Here is a 22376-nt window from a genome sequence, read left to right on the forward strand (position 1 = left end):
CCGGTTACCAGCTCCGGCCGCGCAGGCCCAGTTCGGCCAGCGCGGCCTGGGCGAGGTCGGTCAGCGCGGAGGCCGAGCGGATGGCTTCGGGATCGAGGCTGACCAGCGACAACGTATAGGTGTCCGCGATACGGGTCAGATAGCCGGAGAGCCGGGTGCGGGGCAGCGCGTTCGGGCGCAGGCCGGGATGGATGGCCCGCGCGGCCAACCCGGTGCACGGGTGCGGGCCCAGCGTCAGCAGCGACTCGGGCAGGTTTCCGATATTGGAGCACAGGATGTCCCGCTCGCCCGCGCCCTTGGCCAGCCGGTACGCCCAGCGGTCGGGCACGACCTGGAGGATCTCCTCGGGAATGCCGCCGGGACTGGTCATGCGGTGCTCGTAGGCGGTACGGGCCTTGCGGCGCAGGCTCGCCGGGGTGTCGTCGCGGGTGATGGCGACCTCGGTCATGGACATGTCGTTGTCCACGCGCGGCTCGTCGCGCGTGTCGACGGGGAGACTGGCCGCGATGGTGTCGGCGGGAAATCCGCTGGACCACAACATGTTCGCGATCAGATGGACGAACAGGCTGTTGGCGGTGCCGCCGTGGGAGACCGCGACGCGATTCCAGTCGCGAGCCGGAATCTCGAGAACGGCCCCGTGAGTGGCGGCATTCGGGCTGCCGGCCAGCGCTTTTCGATGCGGCGCGGCGGTCGGTCGTTCCGGAATGCCGCGGCGCAGCGCGCGGGCGGTCCCGCCCAGGACGGTGGCCCACATGCGCCGGGCGTCGGACCAATCCGAGTGACCCGCGACCGGCGCGGCGAGCGGAATGCCGGACAGCGCGTTGTCGATGGCCAGGGTGAGCGCCCGCCCGTCGGCGAGGGCGTGTGAACAGGTCAGCGCCACCACACAGCCGCCGTCGGAGAGCCGCGCCGCCGAAAGCCGCCAGCCCGGTCCGGTCTCGGGATTCAGGTCGTCGCCCTGCCGGTCGGCCCAATCCAGCACCGCGGCAGCAGGAATCGGCTCCTGGACCATGGTGAACGGGTACGCGGATTGATTGGGCTGCCAGCGTGGACGGGCCCCGGGCACCCGGGATCGGACCACCCGTCGCCCGAGCGGTCCGGTACGCAGATCGCGGTGCACCCGCCACAGCAGCGCGGGATGCACGGGTTCGGCGGTACGCCAGAGTCCCTGCAGGACGATCGGGGTGCCCATGCCCCGATGCGACCGCAGGAAGATCTCGTCCAGTACGCTCAGCCGATTCATCGAACGGCTAGCGTACCGATCGGTTGCATGAGGCGCTGCCGCGCGTATTCGGGTCTAGCCATCGCACCGCTCGACCCGTCGATTCTCACGATGCGGAACTACCATGACGGCCCGCGCCGGACGCGAACCGCTGCGCGCCGTCCAGGGCCCCGTCCATCAGAGCCTTCATGCCGTGCCGCAACTCGTTGGCGATCGCCTCGGGTTCCTCGAGGCCGTTCTGCTCGAGCACCGACATGCGGTCCGAGCGCAGGCAAGTCTGGGGCAGCGCCGACAGCTCCAGCGCGAGTTCCTCGGCGGCGCGCCGCGATTCGCCGTTCGGGACCACCCGGTTCACCAGGCCGATCTGCAGCGCCTCGGTGGCGCCCACCGCGCGGCCGGTCAGAATCAGATCCATGGCCCGGCCCTCGCCGATGATGCGGGGCAGCCGCACGGTGCCGCCGTCGATGAGCGGCACACCCCAGCGCCGGCAGAACACGCCGAAGGTGCTGTCCTGCTCCGCGATTCGCAGATCGCACCAGAGCGCCAGCTCGATGCCGCCCGCGACCGCGTAGCCGGAGACGGCGGCGATGACAGGCTTGGACAGCTTCATCCGGGTCGGTCCCATGGGGCCGTCGCCGTCCTCGGTGACCGCGTTGGAGCGTTCGGTGCCAAGGGCTTTCAGGTCGGCGCCGGCGCAGAAGGTGCCGCCGTCGCCCCAGAGCACGGCGACCGCGGCGGTGGGGTCGGAGTCGAAGTCGCGGAAGGCGTCGGCGAGGGCTCGCGCGGTCGGTCCGTCGACGGCGTTGCGGGCTTCGGGGCGATGCAGGATCACGGTGTAGACGGGGCCGTTGCGCTCCACTCGTACTGTCACGCGGCCGACGTTACGCCGTAAAAGGCGCTGTGGCGCGAAGCGCCTCGAATGAAGGGTGGTGGTGGGCGACGGGTGGGCTTGCGTCAAGAAATGAATGAGTGGTTCACTTCTTGCATGGCCTACCGCAGAACCCCCGCTGTCCAGGCGCGTCTGGATGCCCAAGCGGGTTCGATCGTGCGTGCCGCCATGACCGTTCTCTCCCGCGACGGCTTCGCCGGACTGTCCATGGCCGCCGTCGCCGCCGAGGCCGGGGTCGCCACCGGCACGGTCTACAAGAACTTCAGCGGCAAGACCGAATTGGTGACGGCCGTCTTCCGTGAGGTCGTCACCCGCGAGGTCGAGGCGGTCCGCGACGCCGGAGCCGCGGGGGAGGGGCGCACCGCCCGCGATCGCGTCACCGCCGCCGTCGAGACCTTCGCCGGCCGGGCCCTCAAGAACCCGAAACTGGCCTACGTGCTGCTCGCCGAGCCCGTGGATACCGCCGTTGACGCCGAACGCCTGCGTTTCCGCCGGGCCTTCGCCGAGACCTACGTCAACGCGGTCGCCGACGGTGTCGCGAGTGGCCAACTGCCGCCGCAGGATCCGCGCACCTCCGCCACCGCACTGGTCGGAGCCATCGGCGAGGTGCTCGTCGGCCCGCTGTCGGAACAGCTTCAGAGCGAATCGGTGCTGCCCGAGCTCGTCGCCTTCGCCTTGCGCGCGCTCGGCGTCCCCCACGCTCTGCCTCCCGAATGAACAGGAGTCACCCCGCGATGCACACCCACGACGTCTTCAACCAGGTTCCGCCGATCGCCCCGTTCGACAACTCCCGCCACCCCGCGCTGATCGAGGGCCTGCACCGGGAGGGCGCGGGCTGGGCCGAGTCCGAGGTGCGGGAGCTGGGCGTGCTCGCGGGCACCGCGGAAGTACAGGACTGGGGGCGGCTGGCCAACGAGAACCCGCCGATCCTGCACACCCATGATCGCTACGGCAACCGCATCGACGAGGTGGAGTTCCACCCGTCCTGGCATCAGCTCATGGAAGTCGCTGTCTCCCATGGCCTGCACGGCGCGCCGTGGCGCGACGACCGGCCGGGCGCGCACGTGGCGCGCGCCGCCAAGCTCGCGGCCTGGGGCGTGTCCGACGCCGGGCACATGTGCCCGATCTCCATGACCTACGCGGTGGTGCCCGCGCTGCGCCACAATCCGGAACTGGCCGAGAAGTACGAGCCGCTGCTGGCGTCGCGGGTGTACGACTTCGGGCTGCGCGAGCCGTCCGCCAAGGCCGGTCTCATCGCGGGCATGTCCATGACCGAGAAGCAGGGCGGCTCCGACGTCCGGGCCAATACCACCACGGCCACACCGCTTTCCGACGGCACGTACCGCATCGTCGGCCACAAGTGGTTCACCTCGCATCCCATGGGCGATATGTTCCTCACCCTGGCCCAGGCGCCCGGCGGGCTGTCCTGTTTCATGCTGCCGCGCGTGCTGCCCGACGGCACCCGCAACGCGCTGCGCATCCAGCGGCTCAAGGACAAGCTGGGCAACAAGTCCAACGCCTCCTCGGAACTGGAGTACGAGAACGCCATCGGCTGGCTGGTCGGCGCGGAAGGCGCGGGCGTGAAGACCATCATCGAGATGGTCAACATGACCCGGCTGGACTGCGTGATCGGCTCGGCCACCGTCATGCGCACGGGAGCCGTGTTCGCTACCCATCACGCCCGGCATCGTCAGGTGTTCGGCAAATATCTGGTCGATCAGCCCGCCATGCGGAATGTGCTGGCGGACCTGGTGATCGAGTCCGACGCCGCGACCACGGTCATGATGCGGCTGGCCGGCGCCACCGACCGCGCCGAGCACGATCCCGCCGAGGCGGCGCTGCGGCGCATCGCGCTGGCGGTCACCAAGTACTGGGTGTGCAAGCGCGCCCCCGCGCACGCGGCCGAGGCCCTGGAGTGCTTCGGCGGCAACGGCTACGCCGAGGAGTCCGGCATGCCGCGGCTGTACCGGGAGGCCCCGCTCATGTCCATCTGGGAGGGCTCGGGCAATGTGGCGGCGCTGGACGCGTTGCGCGCCATGGGCCGTCAGCCCGAGACGGTCGAGGCGTTCTTCAACGAGGTGAACCTCTCCCGCGGCGCGAACCGCCACCTGGACGAGGCCATCGATCGAATCGGCAAGGAGCTCACCGACTTCGCCGACATCGAATACCGCGCCCGCCGCGTGGTCGAGCTGATGGCACTGGTCCTGCAGGGCGCGCAGCTGGTGCGCCACGGCCACCCGGCCGTGGCGGATGCCTTCTGCGCCACCCGATTCGGCGGCGACTGGGGCATCGCCTTCGGCACCCTCCCGGCGGGCGTGGACGTCGAGCCGATCATCGAGCGCGCCTACCTCAGCTGAAGTCGAGTCCTCGATCCCTGAGGGCCTCCCGCAGGACGCCGATGGCCTTGGGGCCCATGCCGTGCAGCGCGAGCAGCTCGCTCGCGCTCACCCCCGCCAGCTGTTCGACGCTGTGGTATCCGGCGGCGGCGAGGGCTCGGGCCGCCGGTGCGGAGACGCCGCGCGGCCAGGTCGAATCGCTCATGAACCGAGCGTAGATCGATCCCATTCCGTGGGCGGGGAAGTGGCGGCCCCTTGTAGAACGTGTTCTACTTTCCTGGGTATTCGACAGGGAATCTCAGGGGGTTGCGGGTGAATGTGACCAAGGGGCCTTTGGCGGGTGTGCGGATCGTCGAGCTGGCGAGCATCGGGCCCGGGCCGCACGCGGGCATGATGCTCGCCGATCTGGGCGCGGACGTGGTGCGGGTGCAGCGGCCCGGCGACGGGTCCGCGGTCGGTCCGATGCGCGCGCAGCTGCGCGGACGGACCATCGTGCAGGCGAACTTCAAGGACCCGGACGAGATCGCCGCGGTGCGTGAGCTCATCGACAAGGCCGACGTGGTGATCGAGGGTTACCGGCCGGGCGTGGTGGAACGGCTCGGACTCGGGCCCGACGAATGCCGCGAGCGCAATCCGCGGCTGATCTACGGCCGCATGACCGGCTGGGGGCAGGACGGCCCGCGCGCCGACCGCGCCGGGCACGACATCAACTACATCGGCCTCACCGGCGCGCTCAACGGCATCGGGCGCAAGGGCGAACGGCCGCTGCCGCCCATCAATCTGCTCGGTGATTACGGCGGCGGTTCGGTGTTCCTCGTCCTGGGCATCATCACCGCGCTCTACGAGCGCGAACGCTCCGGGCAGGGCCAGGTGGTGGACGCGGCCATGGTGGACGGCGTACTGACACTGGCGCATTCGATCTGGACCCTGCACCAGGGCGGCGTGTGGTCCGACGAGCGCGGCACCAACCTGCTCGACACCGGAATGGCCTGGTACGACACGTATCGGACGGCCGACGGCAAACACCTGGCGGTCGGCGCGTTCGAGCCGCAGTTCTACGCGGAACTGCTGCGCGTGCTCGAGCTCGACCCGGAATCGCTGCCGCACCAGATGGATCCGGCCGGACAGGACGTGCTGCGCAAGGTCTTCACCGAGAAGTTCGCGAGCAGGTCCCAGGACGAATGGGCCGCACTCTTCGACGGCGTCGACGCCTGCGTCACGCCCATCCGTACCTGGACCGAGGCGGCCCAGGACGAACACCTGCGGGCCCGCGGCTCGCTCATCGAGGTCGGCGGCATGCTGCAGCCGGCCCCCGCGCCCCGGTTCTCGCGCACCCCGCCGCCGACGCCCGCCCCGGCGCCGGCGGAGCTCACGCCCATCGGTGAGATCTGGGTGTAAGAGGGAACCGGAGGATCGGCCGCCCCGTCAGGGGACGACGGGGCAGCCGGTCCGATCACAGGGCCTAGGCCGTGCCGCCGTTGACGCGAATGTTCTGCGCCGTCACCCAATTCGCCGAGTCGCCGGCCAGAAACGCGACGACCGCCGCGATCTCGCTCGGCTTGCCCAGGCGTCCGAAGGCGCTCATGCCCTCCAGTCGGCCCAGGAACTCGTCGCTCTTGCCGTCGCGGTAGGTCTCGGTCTCGGTCGCGCCGGGGCTGACCGCGTTCACCGTGATGCCGCGCGGCCCGAACTCCTTGGACAGGATGTGGGTGAGCTGTTCCACCGCACCCTTGGTCGAGTCGTACACCGCGTAGCCGGGCAGCATGAGGGCCGTGGTGGAGCTGGAAATGGTGATGATCCGGCCATTGTCGGCCATGCGATCCCACGCCAGCTGCATGCCGTGAAAGACGCCCTTGACGTTCACGGCGAAGCTCAGATCGAATTCCTCGGAGGTGATCTCCGGGAACGGTTTGGTGATCGCGACGGCCGCGTTGTTGACCAGGATGTCCCAGCTGCCCCAGGCGGAGATCAGCTGGTCGACCATGGCGGCGTACTCGTCGCGGTCACGCACATCGGCGGCCAGCGCCAGCGCCTGGCCTCCGTCCGCCTCGATCTCGGCGACCACTTCGTCGGCCGGTTCGGGCGTGTGCGGATGATTGATGGCCACCCGGACACCCTGCGCGGCAAGTGTTTCCGCGATGGAGCGACCGATTCCGGTGGCGGCCCCGGTGATGAGGGCGGACTTCATTACTCGTACCAGTACTCGAGCCAGACCTGCGCGCCCTCACCGAGATTGGCCTTGAAGCCGCCCTCACCGCGCAGTCCGGTCAGGTCGCCGGTGCCGGAGCCGGGGACCACGAACCAGTCGCCGCTGACGATATTGTCCGCGACGGTGCCCGCGTCCTGCAGCAGGAAGGTGCCGGACTTGCCGTCCACCGAACCCGTAATGCGTTCGATGCCAACGAAACTGGCGGTGCCGTCGGCGTTGGAGGACTGCAGGAACTCCACCACGCCTTCACCCTCGATGCCGCCGGAGAAGCTCTCCTCCACATGGATCCGGGTGAGCACCGGACCCTGCTCGGGCTCCTCGTAGGCGACGGGCTCGTACTTGTGCACCGCGATGGTGCCTTCGACGCGAATCTTTTCGGTCATCACATGCCTCTATTCGGGAATGCGCCTGGGGCGCACGGATATCCTCCCGAACTTTCTGGCGGTGCGGAAGGCTTTATCAAGTAGTGAAATCGGCCGTATCCAGAAGCATCGGTAATCGATGTCTGCAAATGTGAAACACGCGAGTTCGATGTGGTGCCAATGACTTCCGGTGAATTATGGTCGGCAACCATGAACGCACGTACATTCTTCGGCGCGGCTCTGGCGGTAGTCGCGCTCACCATGACCGGAAACGGCGTCGCCTCGGCCGACGTCGGCCTGACCGAAGCCAACAACGCGGACTTCCTCGACGGTGACACCCTCTACTTCGCCGACTGGCTGGGCACCACCACCTGCGCCATCCACGCCAACGGCGATGTCGGCTGCGACCTGCAGCCGGGCTACACCCTGTTCGGCTTCATCCCCGTCAGCGATGTCGTGATCGACAGCACGCCGATCCTGCCCGCCCACCCGACCTTCGGTCTCGGCGGCACGCACGGGCGAGCGGGCAGCCGCTGGATCACCGATGTGCCGCGCGACGGTTCGGTGTACCAGGGCACCCGCATCGACTACGCGGGCGTCACCTGCATCGGCGGGCTGCCGCACGGCGGGGCGCTCAACTGCACCTCCAAGGGGCACAAGTTCACCCTGCAGAGCAGCATCCAGATCAGCTGACGACACGCGGGGGAGTGCGATCAAGGCCACGCTTCCGGGTGTGGCACAGCGGTAATAGCGTCGGGTCATGGCTCGTACAACGACGTACACCCAATGGATCGCACTCCCGCCGCAGCGGCTGTGGACCGTACTCGGCGATCCGGTGCGCTGGCCCGAATGGAATCCCGCCGTCAGCGCGGTGACGCTGCACGCCGTGCCCGGCGCGGGCGTCACCGGCGACTACCTGCCGAGCGGGCGCGTCAACGGGGCGGTGCACGGGCGGCTCGCGAAACCCTTCACGCTCTCGACCTTCGTGCCCGAGCGCGAAATCACCATCGAGCAGCCCGAACCCGCGGGCACCATGCGGATGCGCTGGGTGCTCACCCCGCGCGACGGCGGCACCGAACTCACCCAGTCGCTGACCTTCGCGGGCGCGTCGCGCTCGGTCATGCGCAAGGTCGTCGGAAACCTGCTGGAGACCGACACCCACACCTGCCTCACCCGCCTGGCCCAGCTCGCCGGGCTGCGGCCCGCCGCCGACGCGCTCACCGTCGTGATCGCCGGGGGCACCGGCGCATTGGGACGCACCCTCGCCGCCGACCTGACCTGCCGAGGCCGGCGCGTCGTCATCCTCACCCGCCGCGCGGTGCCGGAACTGCCCTACCCGCAATACGAATGGGACGGCCGCACCGTCGGCACGTGGGCCGACGCGCTGCGCAATCCGGGACGCACCGCGATCATCAACCTCGCGGGCAAGCTCGTCGACTGTCGGCCCACCGCTCGCAATATCGCCGAATTGCGGCGCAGCCGAGTCGATTCCACCCGCGCGCTGGTGGACGCCTCCAAGAGCCTGGACCGGCCCATCGACTACTGGATCCAGGCCAGCACCACCGCGATCTGGGCCGACGCCGGTGAGCTCCGCTGCACCGAGTCGACGCCGCTGCCCGCACCCGGCCTGCCCCAGATGACCGGCGTGGCGCAGCCGTGGGAGGCGGCCTTCGACGGGGCCAATGCCGCGCACTGGACCATCCTGCGCACCTCGATCGTCCTCGACCCGGACGCGCCCGCCATGAAACGCCTGGTGGCGCTGACCAAGGCGGGACTGGGCGGCAGCGTCGGCAACGGACGGCAGTGGTTCAGCTGGATCCACCTCGAGGACTGGCTGGCCATCGTGCGCGCCGGGCTCGGGCTGGATCCGCAGGTGGCGCTGCCCAACGGCGTGGTGGTCGCGGCCACCGACTTCCCGGTGCGCAACAAGGAACTCATGACCACCCTGCGCAGGCAGCTGCGCCGCCCGTGGTCGCCGCCGACGCCCGCGCCCGCGCTGACCGTCGGCGCGGTCCTGCTGCGCACCGATCCGGCCCTCGGGCTGACCGGGCGGCACGCCACCTCCGAGGTGCTGCGCCACAACGGGTTCCGCTTCCGCTACCCGACTCTCGACGAGGCGCTGTCGAACCTGCTGCCGCGGTGATCGCGGCCCGAAGTGTGATCTACGACAACTTGTCGTATTCAGGTGTCACATTTCGGGTCCGGCGGACGTCTGGTGTTCATGAATGCCACCGCGAACCGCGCCGATGCCGCCGATCAGCGGTATCACCTCGCCGCGGGCCTGAAACGCTCCATCAACAAGGTGTTCCCGACGCACTGGTCGTTCCTGCTCGGGGAAATCGCGCTCTACAGCTTCATCATCCTGCTGCTGTCCGGCGTCTATCTGACCCTCTACTTCGAACCCTCCATGACGGAGGTGACCTACAACGGCAGCTACCAGCCGCTGCGCGGCGTGCAGATGTCGGCCGCCTACCGCAGCGTCCTGGACATCTCCTTCGACGTGCGCGGCGGACTGTTCGTGCGGCAGGTCCACCACTGGGCCGCACTGCTGTTCCTGGCCTCGATGATCATCCACATGCTCCGGGTGTTCTTCACCGGAGCCTTCCGCAAACCCCGCGAGGCGACCTGGGTGATCGGCGCGCTGCTGCTGATCCTGTCCATGTTCGAGGGCTACTTCGGCTACTCGCTGCCCGACGACCTGCTCTCCGGCACCGGCCTGCGCTCACCGCTGGGCGGCATCACCATGAGCGTCCCGGTCGTCGGCACCTGGCTGCACTTCATGCTCTTCGGCGGGGAATTCCCGGGCACCGTGCTGATCCCGCGGCTCTACATCACCCATGTACTGCTGTTCCCCGGCATCATGCTCGGACTCATCGGCGCGCACATCGCGCTGGTCTGGTACCAGAAGCACACCCAGTTCCCCGGGCCCGCGCGCACCGAGCGAAATGTGGTGGGCGCGCGCATCATTCCGGTGTTCTCGCTGGACCAGGGCGCGTTCTTCGCCTTCACGCTGGCCACCGTCGCGCTCATGGGCGGGCTGTTCCAGATCAACCCGATCTGGAATCTCGGCCCGTACAACCCGGCCCAGGTGTCGGCGGGATCCCAGCCCGACTTCTACATGATGTGGACCGACGGCCTGGCCCGGCTCATGCCGCCCTGGGAGATCTACCTCGGCCGCTACACCATTCCCGCACCCTTCTGGGTGGCCGTGGTGATGGGCCTGGTGCTGGTGGTCATCCCGATCTACCCGTGGATCGAGAAGCGGCTCACCCGCGACACCGCGCGCCACAATCTGCTGCAGCGGCCGCGAGATGTGCCGGTGCGCACCGCGATCGGGGCCATGGCCATCGCCTTCTACCTGGTGCTCACCCTCGCCTGCGTCAACGACATCATCGCGTTGAAGTTCGACATCTCGCTCAACGCCACCACCTGGTTCTTCCGGATCGCGCTACTGCTCGCGCCGCCGCTGGCCTACACCGTGGCCTACCGGTTCTGCCTGGGCCTGCAGCGCAGTGACCGCGCGGTGCTCGAACACGGCATCGAGACCGGCATCATCAAGCGGCTGCCGCACGGCGGGTACATCGAGGTGCACCAGTCGCTCGGCGGTGTGGACGCGCACGGGCATCCGATTCCCTTGGAATACCAGGGCGCTGCCGTGCCGAAGAAGATGAGCAAGCTCGGCTCCGCGGGTAAACCCGGAACCGGCGCGTTCCTCACCGTCGACCCACCCGAAGAGCGCGCGGCGCTCGACGCCGTCCATCATCATGAGGAACAGGCCCAGCTCGACATGCTGAAGGCCAAGCAGGACACCGGGAGTCGAGGATGAAACTCCGGACACGCACCGACGACGGCGAATTCGGGCTGCTGGTACCCGCCGCCACCGTCTACGACATGCAGTCCGCCCGCACCGTGCGACAGCTGCTGCGCGCGGCCGGCGTGCGGGCCACCATGGGCCGCACGCGGATCCACCGCTGGCGCAATATCAAGGACCGCTTCCAGATCCTCGTCTTCCCCGAGGACGCCGTGCGCGCCTACGACGTCCTCTCCCGGCACACCAGCTGATCAGAGTTTGGTCAGGGTCCGGCTGAACTTCGGAATCAACCGGATCTTGCCCGCCGTACCGAAATCGATGGTGACCGTGGCCAGATCGCCGAAGCCCTCGGCGGCGATGACCCGGCCCAGGCCGTACTTGTCGTCGGTGACCCGGTCGCCCACGGCCAGCACCAGGGTGGTGTTGTTGCGCTTGGCCGCGGCCGGGGCGGGTCGCCGCTCGCCGCGGTCGCGCAGACCGGGGCGCTGCTCGGACCAGCCGTCACCGCGCGTCCAATCACGTTCCAGGCCATCGTCCTCGCCACGGCGACGCAGACCACGGGACTGCGACGGTGTGGGCTCGAGCCGGCGCCAGTCCATCAGATGGCCCGGAATCTCCTGCAGGAAGCGGGATTCCGGATTCGAGACCGGCTGCCCCCAGCCGGAGCGCACCACCGCGCGGGACAGGTAGAGGCGCTTGCGGGCGCGGGTGATGCCCACGTACGCCAGGCGGCGTTCCTCCTGCAGTTCGGTCGGATCGCCCAGGGCGCGCATGTGCGGGAACTGGCCGTCCTCCCAGCCGGTGACGAATACGACCGGGAACTCGAGGCCCTTGGCGGTGTGCAGGGTCATCATGGTGACCACGCCCGAACCCTCCTCGGGAATCTGGTCGGCGTCGGCCACCAGCGACACCCGCTCCAGGAAGGCCGCCAGCGAACCCGGCTCGGGCTCGCCCTCGGCCTGCTCGGGCACCAAGCCCTCCTCGCGGGCGGCCTCCACATTGTTGCGGGCCTCGGAGCTGAATTCGCGTGCGACGCTGACCAGCTCGTTGAGGTTGTCCAGGCGCGCGCCGTCCTGGGGATCGTCGGAGGCTTCGAGCTCGGCGCGGTATCCGGTGCGGTCCAGCACGGCTTCGACCACCGAACCCACGTCCGGGAAGTCCATGTCGGCCTGCGCGCCCGCGGCCCGAACCTCGTCCAGCAGCTCGAGGAATCCGGTGATGGCCCGCTGCGAACGGATGTTGAGCAGGGCGACCTTGCCCTCCGACGCGTCCCGAAGCGCCTGCGCGAAGCCGATATTGCGCTGCTCGGCGTGCACCGCCACACACGCTTCGGCTCGATCGCCGATGCCCCGGCGGGGAGTGTTCAGGATCCGGCGCAGGCTCACCGCGTCGTCCGGGTTCTCCAGCACCCGCAGATAGGCCACGATGTCGCGGACTTCCTTGCGCTCGTAGAAGCGCACGCCGCCGACGACCTTGTAGGGCAACCCCATCCGGATGAAGATCTCTTCCAGCGCCCGGGAGTTGTTGTTGGTGCGGTAGAAGACCGCCACGTCCGCGTAGTTGGCCTCACCCTGATCGACCAGCCGGTCGATCTCCTTGGCCACGAACGACGCTTCGTCGTGCTCGTTGTCGGCCACGTAGCCGACGATCAGATCGCCCTCGCCCGCATCGGTCCACAGCTTCTTCTCGCGGCGGCCCTCATTGCGGGCGATGACCGCGTTGGCGGCCGTCAGAATGTGCTGGGTGGAGCGGTAGTTCTGTTCCAGCAGAATGGTTTCCGCGTCCGGGAAGTCGCGCTCGAACTCCTCGATATTGCGGATGGTCGCGCCGCGGAAGGCATAGATCGACTGATCGGCGTCACCCACCACGCACAGTTCCGAGGGCGGCACCCGATCGTCGGGGCCGTTGTCGGGCTCGTCGCCCCACACCCCGCCGCGGTGATGGCCCACCAGCTCGCGCACCAGCGTGTACTGCGCGTGGTTGGTGTCCTGGTACTCGTCGACCAGGACGTGGCGGAAGCGCCGCCGGTAGTACTCGGCCACCTGCGGATGCCGCTGCAGCAGCGACACCGTCTCGCCGATCAGATCGTCGAAGTCGAAGGCATTGGCCGCGCGCAGCCGCCGCTGGTACTCGTCGTAGACCTTGGCCACGATGCGCGGCAGCTCGGCGTCCTCGGTCTCGGCGTCGGCGGCGGCCTGCAGCGGATCGATGAGCTCGTTCTTGAGATTCGAGATGGCCGTCGACAGCAACCGCGGGGAGTACTTCTTCGCGTCGATGTCGAAGTCGCGAATGATCATGCCCAGCAACCGGCGCGAATCGTCCGCGTCGTAGATGGAGAAGTTGGAGTTCATCCCCGCCAGCAGCGACGCCTGGGTCCGCAGGATGCGCACGCAGCTGGAGTGGAAGGTGGACACCCACATGCCGGCCGCGCGCGGGCCGACCAGCCCGGCGACGCGTTCGCGCATCTCGGCGGCGGCCTTGTTGGTGAAGGTGATGGCCAGAATCTCGCCGGGGCGCACCCCGCGGGCGTCGAGCAGATAGGCGATGCGGCGGGTGAGAACCGCGGTCTTTCCTGATCCGGCTCCCGCCACGATCAGCAGCGGGCGGCCGGTGTGTGTCACCGCGGCGCGCTGTTGTGGATTCAACCCCTCGAGCAACCGCTCGGTCTTCTGCTCGTTCATCGCCACCGTCGTGTTCATCGCCCATCCACGCTACCGGCGCGCACCGACAGGCGACGGGCGGGATCGCACAGGTGTCCGATAAGTGCCGGTCCGGCGAACCTCCGGTGAACTCGGCCGGGCCGGAAAACTCAGAAGATTCACAAACGTATCCGTTTTGCTTGGGTCACTCTGCGTGGCACACTCGTCGAATGACCGGCTCGAGGGTGACGCATTGCGTGTGAGCCCGTTCCCGGGGGGACAATGTATGGCCAACAGGTCTGATTCTTGGTGAGAACCCGATCGGTAACAGGATGGGTCCACCCGCCGATCGACGTTCGGGACCACGAGGAGTTGAAAGTATGAGCATCTCGACGACGGGACATTCCGAGTCTGCCACCGGGTCGGACTCCGCCCTGCCCTCCGAGGCTGAAATCGAAAAGCTGCGCTTGGAAATCGACAAGCTGGACGCCGAAATCCTGGCCGCCATCAAGCGCCGCACCGAGGTCTCGCGCATCATCGGGCGGACGCGAATGGCGAACGGTGGGCCCAAGCTCGTCCACTCCCGCGAGATGAAGGTGCTGGAGCGCTTCAGCGAGCTGGGCCAGGAGGGCCACACCCTCGCCATGCTCCTGCTCCGCCTGGGCCGCGGCCGCTTGGGGCACTGATCAAGATCTCTCGTTAACGACAGGCACCGCCCGATCCGATACATCGAGCGGTGCGTCGTCGCGCGTGCCCACACACGAACCACGCTGCATGTGGAGCCACGGATGCAGCTTTCCCAGGCCGCCCCGGGTGTCTCGACCCCGGGGCGGTTCTTTCATGCCTAGGGCAGGGCGATGTACTTGGTGTCGAGGTATTCCTCGATGCCCTCGAAGCCGCCCTCGCGGCCGAAACCGGATTCCTTCACACCGCCGAACGGGGCGGCCGGGTCGGAGATGACGCCGCGGTTGACGCCGACCATGCCGGTCTCCAGACCCTCCGCGACTCGCAGGGCGCGGTCCAGGCTGCGCGTGTAAACGTATGCGACCAGACCGAATTCGGTGTTGTTGGCGGCGGCCAGGCCCTGCTCCTCGGTGTCGAAGCCGACGATCGGGGCGACCGGGCCGAACACCTCCTCGCGCAGGATGCGGGCCACGGGCGGGATATCGGTGAGAACGGTCGCGGGGTAGAACCAGCCCGGGCCGCCGGGGGCCTTGCCGCCCAGCTTGACCTGCGCGCCCGCCGAGACCGCGTCCTCGACCAGTTCGCTCACGGTGTCGAGCTGGTTCTCGTTGATGAGCGGGCCGAGCGTGGTCTCCGGGTCGACGCCATTGCCGAGTTTGAAGTCGGCCAGCGCCGCGACCAGCTTGTCGGTGAATTCCTGGCGAACCGAATTCTGGACGTGGAAACGGTTCGCGGCGGTGCACGCCTCACCGCCGTTGCGCAGCTTGGCCAGCACCGCGCCCTGCACCGCGGCGTCGATGTCCGCGTCGTCGAAGACCACGAACGGGGCATTGCCGCCGAGCTCCATGGAGGTGCGCAGCAGGCCGTGCGCGGACTGCTCGACCAGCTTCTTGCCGACCGGGGTGGAACCGGTGAAGGTCAGCTTGCGCAGGCGCGGATCGTTGAGCAGCGGCGCGGTCACCGCACCCGAGTGCGAGGTGGTGATGACCGACAGCACGCCGTCGGGCAGCCCGGCCTCGCTGCACAGCTGGGCCAGCAGCAGCATGGTCAACGGCGTTTCGCCCGCGGGCTTCACGATCATGGTGCAGCCCGCGGCGAGCGCCGGGCCGATCTTGCGGGTGCCCATGGCCAACGGGAAGTTCCACGGGGTGATGGCCAGGCACGGGCCCACCGGCTGCTTGTGCACGAGAATGCGCCCGGTCCCGGCCGGGGCGGGCTGATAGCGGCCGTGGATCCGGACGGCCTCCTCGCTGAACCAGCGGAAGAACTCCGCGCCGTAACGCACCTCATTGCGGCTCTCCGGCAGGGCCTTACCCATCTCGAGCGTCATGAGCAGCGCGAACTCCTCGGCCCGCGCCGTGATCGCCTCGAACACCGCGCGCAGGATCTCCCCGCGCTGCCGGGCCGGAGTCGCGGCCCACTCGGCCTGCACGGCCGCCGCCGCGTCGAGCGCACGTACCCCGTCGTCGGGGGTGGCGTCGGCGACCCGGGCAATGACCTCACCCGTCGCCGGGTTGAGCACCGGGAACGTCGCACCCCCTGTGGCGTCCACCGGTCCGCCGATCCAGAGTTGCGTGGGAATGGACGAGAGTAGGGAGCTTTCGGTCACCATGAGCTCAGCCTATGCCGGACGGTCGGCAGTACGACGAAATCGGCTCAGCGCTGGGAGAATCCCGCGAATCACGGGTTGTTACCTGCGCGTCAGATACACAACGTTGTAACCTCGCCCGGGTGAGCAGCGACATCACCGCGTCGGCGGTCTGGCGGAAACTGCACGACCATCATGCGTCGATCGGCGCGCGACACCTGCGGGAGTTCTTCGCCGAGGATCCGGCGCGCGGCGATGAGCTGACGGTGCAGGTCGCGGATCTGCGTATCGACTACTCCAAGCATCGCGTCACGCGCGAGACCCTGGATCTGCTGGTCGAATTGGCGCACACCGCGGGGGTCGAGCAGCGGCGCGACGCCATGTTCGCGGGCGAGCACATCAACACCTCCGAGGATCGCGCGGTCGGGCACGTGTGGCTGCGCAGGCCCGCCGGGCAATCGCTGACGGTCGACGGCCAGGACGTCGAGACCGACGTGCACGAAGTGCTGCGGCGCATGGGCGAATTCACCGATCAGGTGCGCTCCGGGCAGTGGCGCGGCGCGACGGGGGAGCGCATCGCCACCGTCGTGAACATCGGCATCGGCGGCTCCGATCTGGGCCCGGCCATGGTGACGCTGGCGCTGCGGCACTACGCGGACGCGGGCATCTCCGCGCGCTTCGTGTCGAATGTCGATCCGGCGGACCTGGTTTCGAAGCTGCACGGGCTCGACCCGGCCACCACGCTGTTCATCGTGGCGTCCAAGACCTTCTCCACGCTCGAGACGCTCACCAATGCCACGGCGGCGCGCCGCTGGCTGGTGGCGGCGCTGGGCGAGGAAGCGGTGGCCAAGCACTTCGTGGCGGTGTCCACGCACGCGCAGCGGGTCGCCGACTTCGGCATCGACACCGCCAACATGTTCGGCTTCTGGGACTGGGTCGGCGGCCGCTACTCGGTGGATTCGGCCATCGGCCTGTCGGTCATGGCGGTCATCGGCAAGGAGCGCTTCGCCGAGTTCCTGGACGGAATGCACCGCGTGGACGAGCATTTCGCGTCCGCGCCGCTGAGCGAGAACGGTCCGGCGCTGCTGGGCCTGCTCGGGGTCTGGTACTCGAACTTCTTCGGCGCGCAGTCGCGCGCGGTGCTGCCGTACTCCAACGACCTGGCCTGCTTCCCGGCCTACCTGCAGCAGCTCACCATGGAGTCGAACGGGAAATCCGTTCGCGCCGACGGGACTCCGGTCACCACCGGCACCGGCGAGATCTTCTGGGGCGAGCCGGGCACCAACGGCCAGCACGCCTTCTACCAGCTGCTGCACCAGGGCACCCAGCTGGTCCCCGCCGATTTCATCGGATTCGCCCGCCCCACCGACGATCTCCCGACCATCGACGGCACCGGCAGCATGCACGACATCCTCATGTCGAACCTCTTCGCCCAGACCAAGGTGCTGGCCTTCGGCAAGACCGCCGAGGAGATCGCCGCCGAGGGCACCGACCCGAAGATCGTGCCCCACAAGGTGATGCCGGGTAACCGTCCCACCACGGCCATCCTCGCCCCCCAGCTCACCCCGTCGGTCCTCGGGCAGCTCATCGCCCTCTACGAGCACATTGTGTTCACCGAGGGCGCGATCTGGGGCATCGACAGCTTCGACCAGTGGGGTGTGGAACTCGGCAAGGCCCAGGCCCTCGCCCTCGAGCCCCTGCTCACCTCGGCGGAAGCGCCCGCGCCCCAAGGCGATTCCTCCACCGACTCCCTGATCGGCTGGTACCGCTCGAACCGTCACTGAGCGGGGCGGTCCGGCTGCCGGCCGGACCAGAGCAGGTCGAGGCCCTCGATCCGATCCGTGACCGTCGCGAACAGGTGCTGTTCGGCGGTGCGGCCGGGCGCGCCGACGTCATGTGGACACGCCAGCGCAGGTACACCCCGTCGCCCACCTGGCCGATGGCGGCATCCACCACCTCGAACTCGTCGGGGCCGCCGAACCAGGTCTCGAACCGGCCCGGCGGCACCATGGCGCGGAAGCGCACCTGCGGCCCCAGGCAGGCCGCCATGTCCGGGAAGTCCCGGCGCACAAGGGAATCGAGCAGCAGACCGGCCGCGGGCCAGGCGCTCTCGGTGGATTCGGAAACAAGGTTGGTAGTCATGTTTCCAGTTCTACGATCGGGGCCGGTGCGCCCACATCGGTCGTTCACCCGATCTTGCGCCGCTCATCCCGGCGGCTCGGTGTCGATCAAGCCGTGCCGCATGGCGAACATCGCGGCCGCGCCCCTACCGAATCCGCACATGCGGCCTATCACCGTGGAGGAATTCGACGCTCTACCAGTCGATAACAGCTTCGTTTACGAGATCGAGAACGGATTCCTGCTCGTGAATGCTCGCCCCCGCGCCGCCTCACAGCCGTGTCCTCGAGAACCTGACGATTCAGCTCGAGGACCAGCTTCCTGAAGGGTGGGAAGTCCTATCCAGAGATCGACGCTGAACTGCCGGTAGGGAAGTCGCAACGTCGCGTATCCGATCTGGTTGTGGCGCGCGAAGAGGTGTTCGATCAGACGCGGGTTCGGAGCGACCGGATGGCGCTGGCTGTCGAAATCAGCTCATCGAGTGAATCGGCGTTGCGGGACCACTCCATCAAGGCGGGTGAGCACGCGGCGAACGGCATCGCACACTACTGGGTGATCGACCGGCAGATGAACTCGCCGAGTGCGTCGACGACGAAGGCCGCCTGTCAGTTGTGACGGGCGGCCTTCGGGAGTCGGCGGGTCAGTCGCGTTCGGGGCCGAGGGAGATGCCGCGGGAGGCCAGCCAGGGGAGCGGGTCGATCTTGTCGACGCCGTTCAGCCAGACCTCGAAGTGGCAGTGCGGGCCGGTGGAGAAACCGCGGTTGCCGACCGTGGCGATCTGATCGCCGGCCAGGACGCGCTGGCCCTGGGACACCGTGGCGGTGTCGATGTGGCCGTAGATGGTCACCGTGCCGTCATCGTGGAGCAGGCGCACCCACATGCCGAAACCCGAAGCGGGACCGGCCTCGAGGACGGTGCCGTCGGCCACCGCGTAAATGGGGGTGCCGATCGGCGCTGCGACATCCACGCCCTGATGCGCGACGCCCCAGCGGATGCCGAAGCCGGAGGTGAAGGTGCCGTTGGCGAACTTGGTCCACAGCGGGCGGTACTTCGACGCCTCCTGGTTGGCCATATCGGCCGCGAACTGCTTGCCCTTCTCCAGGATGTCGTTGAACTGGTCCAGGCTCGCGGGCGCGTTCGGGCTTACCACCTGCGGTGAACCGGTCGACCCGTCGCCGCCGACCACCGAGGTCGCGGCGACTTCCTTGACCTGGTTGGCGGCCTGGTAGTCGACATTGCTGCTGTCGTGACTCGAGGACTCGATGGTGGCCTGACCCGCGGCCACGACCGCGCCGGCGGCGACCGCGATGACCGCGGCGCGACCCTTGAGGGCGGTGGGCGGGGCGGGCACCCGGTGGGTGCCGCCCGCGCGACGCTTGCCGCCGATGCGGGTCGGACGGTCCTCGTCGTCGGAATCGGCTTCGCGCGCGGCGCGATTCACGCGCGCTCCGTCGCCGGAGAACTGGAGTTTCTCGCCGGACGCGGTCTTGAACGTGTAAACCGGGCGATACTCGTCGGAGGGGGTCGGGTCCGCGGTCGGATCCCAATTGGTCCGCGACTGCGGGGCCCAATCATTCGGATTCGGTGCGGCCCAGCCGTTCACCGTGGTCTGGGCGTTCCAGTCCACTTCGGGTCCGGACTCTTCCCACTGCTGAGTCTCGTTCCACTGCTGGGACTGATCCCACTGCTGCTGAGACTGATCCCACTGCTGGCCGGCGGCCCACTCCGCGCCGGAATTCCACTGCGCGTCACCGTTCCAGTCCGCGTCGGAGTTCCAGGCTTGGGTGGCGTCCCACTCGCCGTGGGCGACCGCGGTCTGCGAGGCGGGTGCGTCGAAGCTCGTTGCACCGCTGTAGTTCTCGGCGTCCTCGCGGTAGCGGTGGGCACGTCGGGGGCTGTGCTGCGTCAAGCCTGCCGTCCTCCTGTCCGTGACCGGGTTGTGACATCGACCGCAACGACGGTAACGAAACGATTGCGGCTCAGCAAGCGATGGACATGGTTCGACACGATGCTGTGACATTCATCACGTTATGGACGGGAATGTGCTCACTGTGCTGGGGGTAACCAAGTGAGTTTTGTCCACGACGCTACGTAGTAGTAAGCGTCACTCTCCGGGATTCGTGTGCTCCACCTGGCGCCGGGCCAACAAGCTACCGATGAGTAGCATTGACAAGGGCTTTTAGGGCACCGGAGACAGTACCGTGACCTGCGCCACTTAGGCTGTATGCGGCTGATTTCCGCTCCATGTGACTGATTAGAGTCCGAGCCGACCCGCCTCCGACGACGGGCCGCCAACCAAGACGTTGTCACAACAACGCAGACGAGACGGTGAGTACATGGATCTCTTCGAATATCAGGCGAAGGAACTCTTCGTGAAGCACGGAGTGCCTTCGTCCGAGGGCCGCGTCACTGATACGGCTGAGGACGCGCGTGCGATTGCCGAAGAAATCGGCAAGCCGGTAATGATCAAGTCGCAGGTCAAAGTCGGTGGCCGCGGCAAGGCCGGTGGCGTGAAGTACGCCGCCACCCCGGACGACGCCTTCACCCACGCGAACAACATCCTGGGCCTGGACATCAAGGGCCACATCACCAAGAAGATCCTGGTCGCCGAGGCGAAGGACATCGCCGCGGAGTACTACATCTCCTTCCTGCTGGACCGCTCCAACCGCACCTACCTGGCCATGTGCTCGGTCGAGGGCGGCATGGAGATCGAAGAGGTCGCGGCCACCAAGCCGGACCGCCTGGCCAAGGTGCCCGTCGACGCCGTCAAGGGTGTCGACCTGGCCTTCGCCCGTTCCATCGCCGAGCAGGGCCACCTGCCCGCCGACATCCTGGACGCGGCCGCGGTGACCATTCAGGCGCTGTGGGAGGTCTTCATCAAGGAAGACGCCACCCTGGTCGAGGTCAACCCGCTGGTTCGCACCCCCAACGACGAGATCCTGGCCCTCGACGGCAAGGTGACCCTGGACGAGAACGCCGAGTTCCGCCACCCCGACCACGCCGAGTTCGCGGATATCGACGCCACCGACCCGCTCGAGCTCAAGGCCAAGGAGAACGACCTCAACTACGTCAAGCTCGACGGCGAGGTCGGCATCATCGGCAACGGCGCGGGTCTGGTCATGTCGACCCTCGACGTGGTCGCCTACGCCGGTGAGAACCATGGCGGCGTCAAGCCCGCCAACTTCCTCGACATCGGCGGCGGCGCCTCGGCCGCCGTCATGGCCGCGGGCCTGGACGTCATCCTGAACGACGCGCAGGTCAAGTCCGTGTTCGTGAACGTCTTCGGTGGCATCACCGCCTGTGACGCGGTCGCCAACGGCATCGTGGGCGCGCTGAACACCCTGGGCGACGAGGCCAACAAGCCGCTGGTCGTCCGTCTGGACGGCAACAAGGTCGAGGAGGGTCGCAAGATCCTCTCCGACTTCAACCACCCGCTGGTGACTCTCGCTCAGACCATGGACGAAGGCGCCGACAAGGCTGCCGAGCTGGCTGCGGCCAAGTAAAGGAACCACGAACATGTCTATCTTCCTGAACAAGGACAACAAGGTCATCGTCCAGGGCATCACCGGCGGCGAGGGCACCAAGCACACCGCCCTGATGCTGAAGGCGGGCACCAACGTGGTCGGCGGTGTCAACGCCCGCAAGGCCGGCACCACCGTCAAGCACACCGACAAGGACGGCAACGAGGTCGAGCTGCCCGTGTTCGCGTCCGTGGCCGAGGCCATGGAGAAGACCGGCGCCGACACCTCCATCGCCTTCGTGCCCCCGGCCTTCTCGAAGGACGCCATCATCGAGGCCATCGACGCGGAGATCCCGCTGCTCGTGGTCATCACCGAGGGCATCCCGGTGCAGGACACCGCCTACGCGTGGGCCTACAACGTGGACAAGGGCAACAAGACGCGCATCATCGGCCCGAACTGCCCCGGCATCATCACCCCGGGTGAGTCGCTGGTCGGCATCACCCCGGCCAACATCGCGGGCAAGGGCCCGATCGGCCTGGTCTCCAAGTCGGGCACCCTGACCTACCAGATGATGTACGAGCTGCGGGACTTCGGTTTCTCCACCGCCATCGGCATCGGCGGCGACCCGGTCATCGGCACCACCCACATCGACGCCATCGAGGCGTTCGAGAAGGACCCGGAGACCAAGCTCATCGTCATGATCGGCGAGATCGGCGGCGACGCCGAGGAGCGGGCCGCGGCCTACATCCAGGCCAACGTCACCAAGCCGGTCGTCGGCTACGTCGCGGGCTTCACCGCGCCGGAGGGCAAGACCATGGGCCACGCGGGCGCGATCGTGTCCGGCTCGGCCGGTACCGCCCAGGCCAAGAAGGACGCCCTCGAGGCGGCCGGTGTGAAGGTCGGCAAGACGCCTTCGGAGACCGCCGCCCTGGCGCGCGAGATCCTCGAGAAGGCTTCCATCAGCGCTTGATGTTCTCGTGAGCGGTGAGTGGGTACGCCCGCTCGAACAGCTGAATACGAAGGCCGCCTGTCGAATTCGACAGGCGGCCTTCGTGAT

20 protein-coding genes are annotated in these 22376 nt (G+C 68.1%); 12 read left to right on the forward strand and 8 right to left on the reverse strand.

The genetic code is table 11. The features are described from left to right. Positions 1 to 4: 4 nt before the first annotated feature. Together GPX89_RS37485 and GPX89_RS37490 are read right to left on the reverse strand one after the other, a co-directional pair. Complete coding sequence (locus GPX89_RS37485) at positions 5 to 1243, reverse strand: hypothetical protein (protein WP_157392506.1); 1239 nt, start codon at positions 1241 to 1243, stop codon at positions 5 to 7. Positions 1244 to 1328: 85 nt separating this feature from the next. Beyond that, positions 1329 to 2093, reverse strand: a complete 765-nt coding sequence (locus GPX89_RS37490; RefSeq protein WP_328602755.1) for a crotonase/enoyl-CoA hydratase family protein — start codon at positions 2091 to 2093, stop codon at positions 1329 to 1331. Between the two features lie 114 nt (positions 2094 to 2207). Between GPX89_RS37490 and GPX89_RS37495 the strand changes: the two genes are divergently transcribed. Further along, a complete protein-coding gene (locus GPX89_RS37495; RefSeq protein WP_157392508.1) occupies positions 2208 to 2828 on the forward strand; it encodes a TetR/AcrR family transcriptional regulator in 621 nt (206 codons plus the stop codon). Positions 2829 to 2845: 17 nt separating this feature from the next. Further along, positions 2846 to 4468: an acyl-CoA dehydrogenase family protein gene (locus tag GPX89_RS37500; RefSeq protein WP_157392509.1), complete on the forward strand. Its 1623-nt coding sequence runs from the start codon at positions 2846 to 2848 to the stop codon at positions 4466 to 4468. On the opposite strand, the gene GPX89_RS37505 is transcribed toward GPX89_RS37500, so the two are convergent. After that, positions 4461 to 4652, reverse strand: coding sequence for a helix-hairpin-helix domain-containing protein (locus GPX89_RS37505; protein ID WP_157392510.1), 192 nt, complete (start codon positions 4650 to 4652; stop codon positions 4461 to 4463). The genes GPX89_RS37500 and GPX89_RS37505 overlap by 8 nt on opposite strands. Positions 4653 to 4753: 101 nt before the next feature. On the opposite strand from GPX89_RS37505, the gene GPX89_RS37510 reads away from it, so the two are divergent. Continuing rightward, positions 4754 to 5845, forward strand: coding sequence for a CaiB/BaiF CoA transferase family protein (locus tag GPX89_RS37510; RefSeq protein WP_157392511.1), 1092 nt, complete (start codon positions 4754 to 4756; stop codon positions 5843 to 5845). Positions 5846 to 5909: 64 nt separating this feature from the next. Here the strand turns inward: GPX89_RS37510 and GPX89_RS37515 are convergent, their stop codons facing one another. After that, the gene (locus GPX89_RS37515) at positions 5910 to 6635 is read right to left on the reverse strand and encodes an SDR family oxidoreductase (protein WP_157392512.1); all 726 of its coding nucleotides are present in this window, start codon (positions 6633 to 6635) and stop codon (positions 5910 to 5912) included. Then, positions 6635 to 7039 carry a DUF3224 domain-containing protein gene (locus GPX89_RS37520; protein ID WP_157392513.1) on the reverse strand — a complete coding sequence of 135 codons (405 nt, stop codon included), beginning with the start codon at positions 7037 to 7039 and terminating at the stop codon, positions 6635 to 6637. The genes GPX89_RS37515 and GPX89_RS37520 overlap by 1 nt, the downstream gene beginning before the upstream one ends. Positions 7040 to 7228: 189 nt before the next feature. Between GPX89_RS37520 and GPX89_RS37525 the strand changes: the two genes are divergently transcribed. From GPX89_RS37525 to GPX89_RS37540, 4 genes are all read left to right on the forward strand, one after another. Beyond that, positions 7229 to 7711: a hypothetical protein gene (locus GPX89_RS37525; RefSeq protein ID WP_157392514.1), complete on the forward strand. Its 483-nt coding sequence runs from the start codon at positions 7229 to 7231 to the stop codon at positions 7709 to 7711. 67 nt (positions 7712 to 7778) lie between these two features. Continuing rightward, positions 7779 to 9161 (forward strand): DUF1731 domain-containing protein, encoded by a 1383-nt coding sequence (locus GPX89_RS37530; RefSeq protein WP_157392515.1) that lies wholly within the window; start codon positions 7779 to 7781, stop codon positions 9159 to 9161. Between the two features lie 78 nt (positions 9162 to 9239). Next, entirely contained in the window at positions 9240 to 10844 is a 1605-nt protein-coding gene (qcrB, locus tag GPX89_RS37535; protein WP_157392516.1) for a cytochrome bc1 complex cytochrome b subunit, read from the forward strand. After that, complete coding sequence (locus GPX89_RS37540; RefSeq protein WP_157392517.1) at positions 10841 to 11080, forward strand: hypothetical protein; 240 nt, start codon at positions 10841 to 10843, stop codon at positions 11078 to 11080. Before qcrB ends, GPX89_RS37540 begins: the two co-directional genes overlap by 4 nt. Here GPX89_RS37540 and pcrA read toward each other — a convergent pair whose 3' ends face one another. Next, positions 11081 to 13528, reverse strand: a complete 2448-nt coding sequence (gene pcrA, locus GPX89_RS37545) for a DNA helicase PcrA (protein ID WP_157392518.1) — start codon at positions 13526 to 13528, stop codon at positions 11081 to 11083. Positions 13529 to 13848: 320 nt separating this feature from the next. On the opposite strand from pcrA, the gene GPX89_RS37550 reads away from it, so the two are divergent. Further along, positions 13849 to 14154 (forward strand): chorismate mutase, encoded by a 306-nt coding sequence (locus tag GPX89_RS37550; RefSeq protein ID WP_033085726.1) that lies wholly within the window; start codon positions 13849 to 13851, stop codon positions 14152 to 14154. Between the two features lie 158 nt (positions 14155 to 14312). Here GPX89_RS37550 and GPX89_RS37555 read toward each other — a convergent pair whose 3' ends face one another. Beyond that, positions 14313 to 15764, reverse strand: a complete 1452-nt coding sequence (locus GPX89_RS37555; protein WP_157392519.1) for an NAD-dependent succinate-semialdehyde dehydrogenase — start codon at positions 15762 to 15764, stop codon at positions 14313 to 14315. Between the two features lie 119 nt (positions 15765 to 15883). On the opposite strand from GPX89_RS37555, the gene pgi reads away from it, so the two are divergent. Both pgi and GPX89_RS37565 read left to right on the forward strand, forming a co-directional pair. Next, a complete protein-coding gene (gene pgi / locus GPX89_RS37560; RefSeq protein WP_328602756.1) occupies positions 15884 to 17524 on the forward strand; it encodes a glucose-6-phosphate isomerase in 1641 nt (546 codons plus the stop codon). A gap of 694 nt (positions 17525 to 18218) precedes the next feature. Beyond that, complete coding sequence (locus GPX89_RS37565; RefSeq protein WP_328602780.1) at positions 18219 to 18473, forward strand: Uma2 family endonuclease; 255 nt, start codon at positions 18219 to 18221, stop codon at positions 18471 to 18473. A 25-nt stretch (positions 18474 to 18498) separates the two neighbouring features. Here the strand turns inward: GPX89_RS37565 and GPX89_RS37570 are convergent, their stop codons facing one another. Then, on the reverse strand, positions 18499 to 19485 hold the full coding sequence (locus GPX89_RS37570; protein WP_407939545.1) for a M23 family metallopeptidase: 987 nt from the start codon (positions 19483 to 19485) through the stop codon (positions 18499 to 18501). A gap of 709 nt (positions 19486 to 20194) precedes the next feature. Between GPX89_RS37570 and sucC the strand changes: the two genes are divergently transcribed. Then, complete coding sequence (sucC, locus tag GPX89_RS37575; RefSeq protein ID WP_157392522.1) at positions 20195 to 21361, forward strand: ADP-forming succinate--CoA ligase subunit beta; 1167 nt, start codon at positions 20195 to 20197, stop codon at positions 21359 to 21361. A 13-nt stretch (positions 21362 to 21374) separates the two neighbouring features. After that, complete coding sequence (sucD, locus tag GPX89_RS37580) at positions 21375 to 22289, forward strand: succinate--CoA ligase subunit alpha (RefSeq protein ID WP_157392523.1); 915 nt, start codon at positions 21375 to 21377, stop codon at positions 22287 to 22289. Positions 22290 to 22376: the final 87 nt, after the last annotated feature.

The organism is Nocardia terrae, from assembly GCF_009760405.1.
Taxonomy (GTDB): domain Bacteria; phylum Actinomycetota; class Actinomycetes; order Mycobacteriales; family Mycobacteriaceae; genus Nocardia; species Nocardia terrae.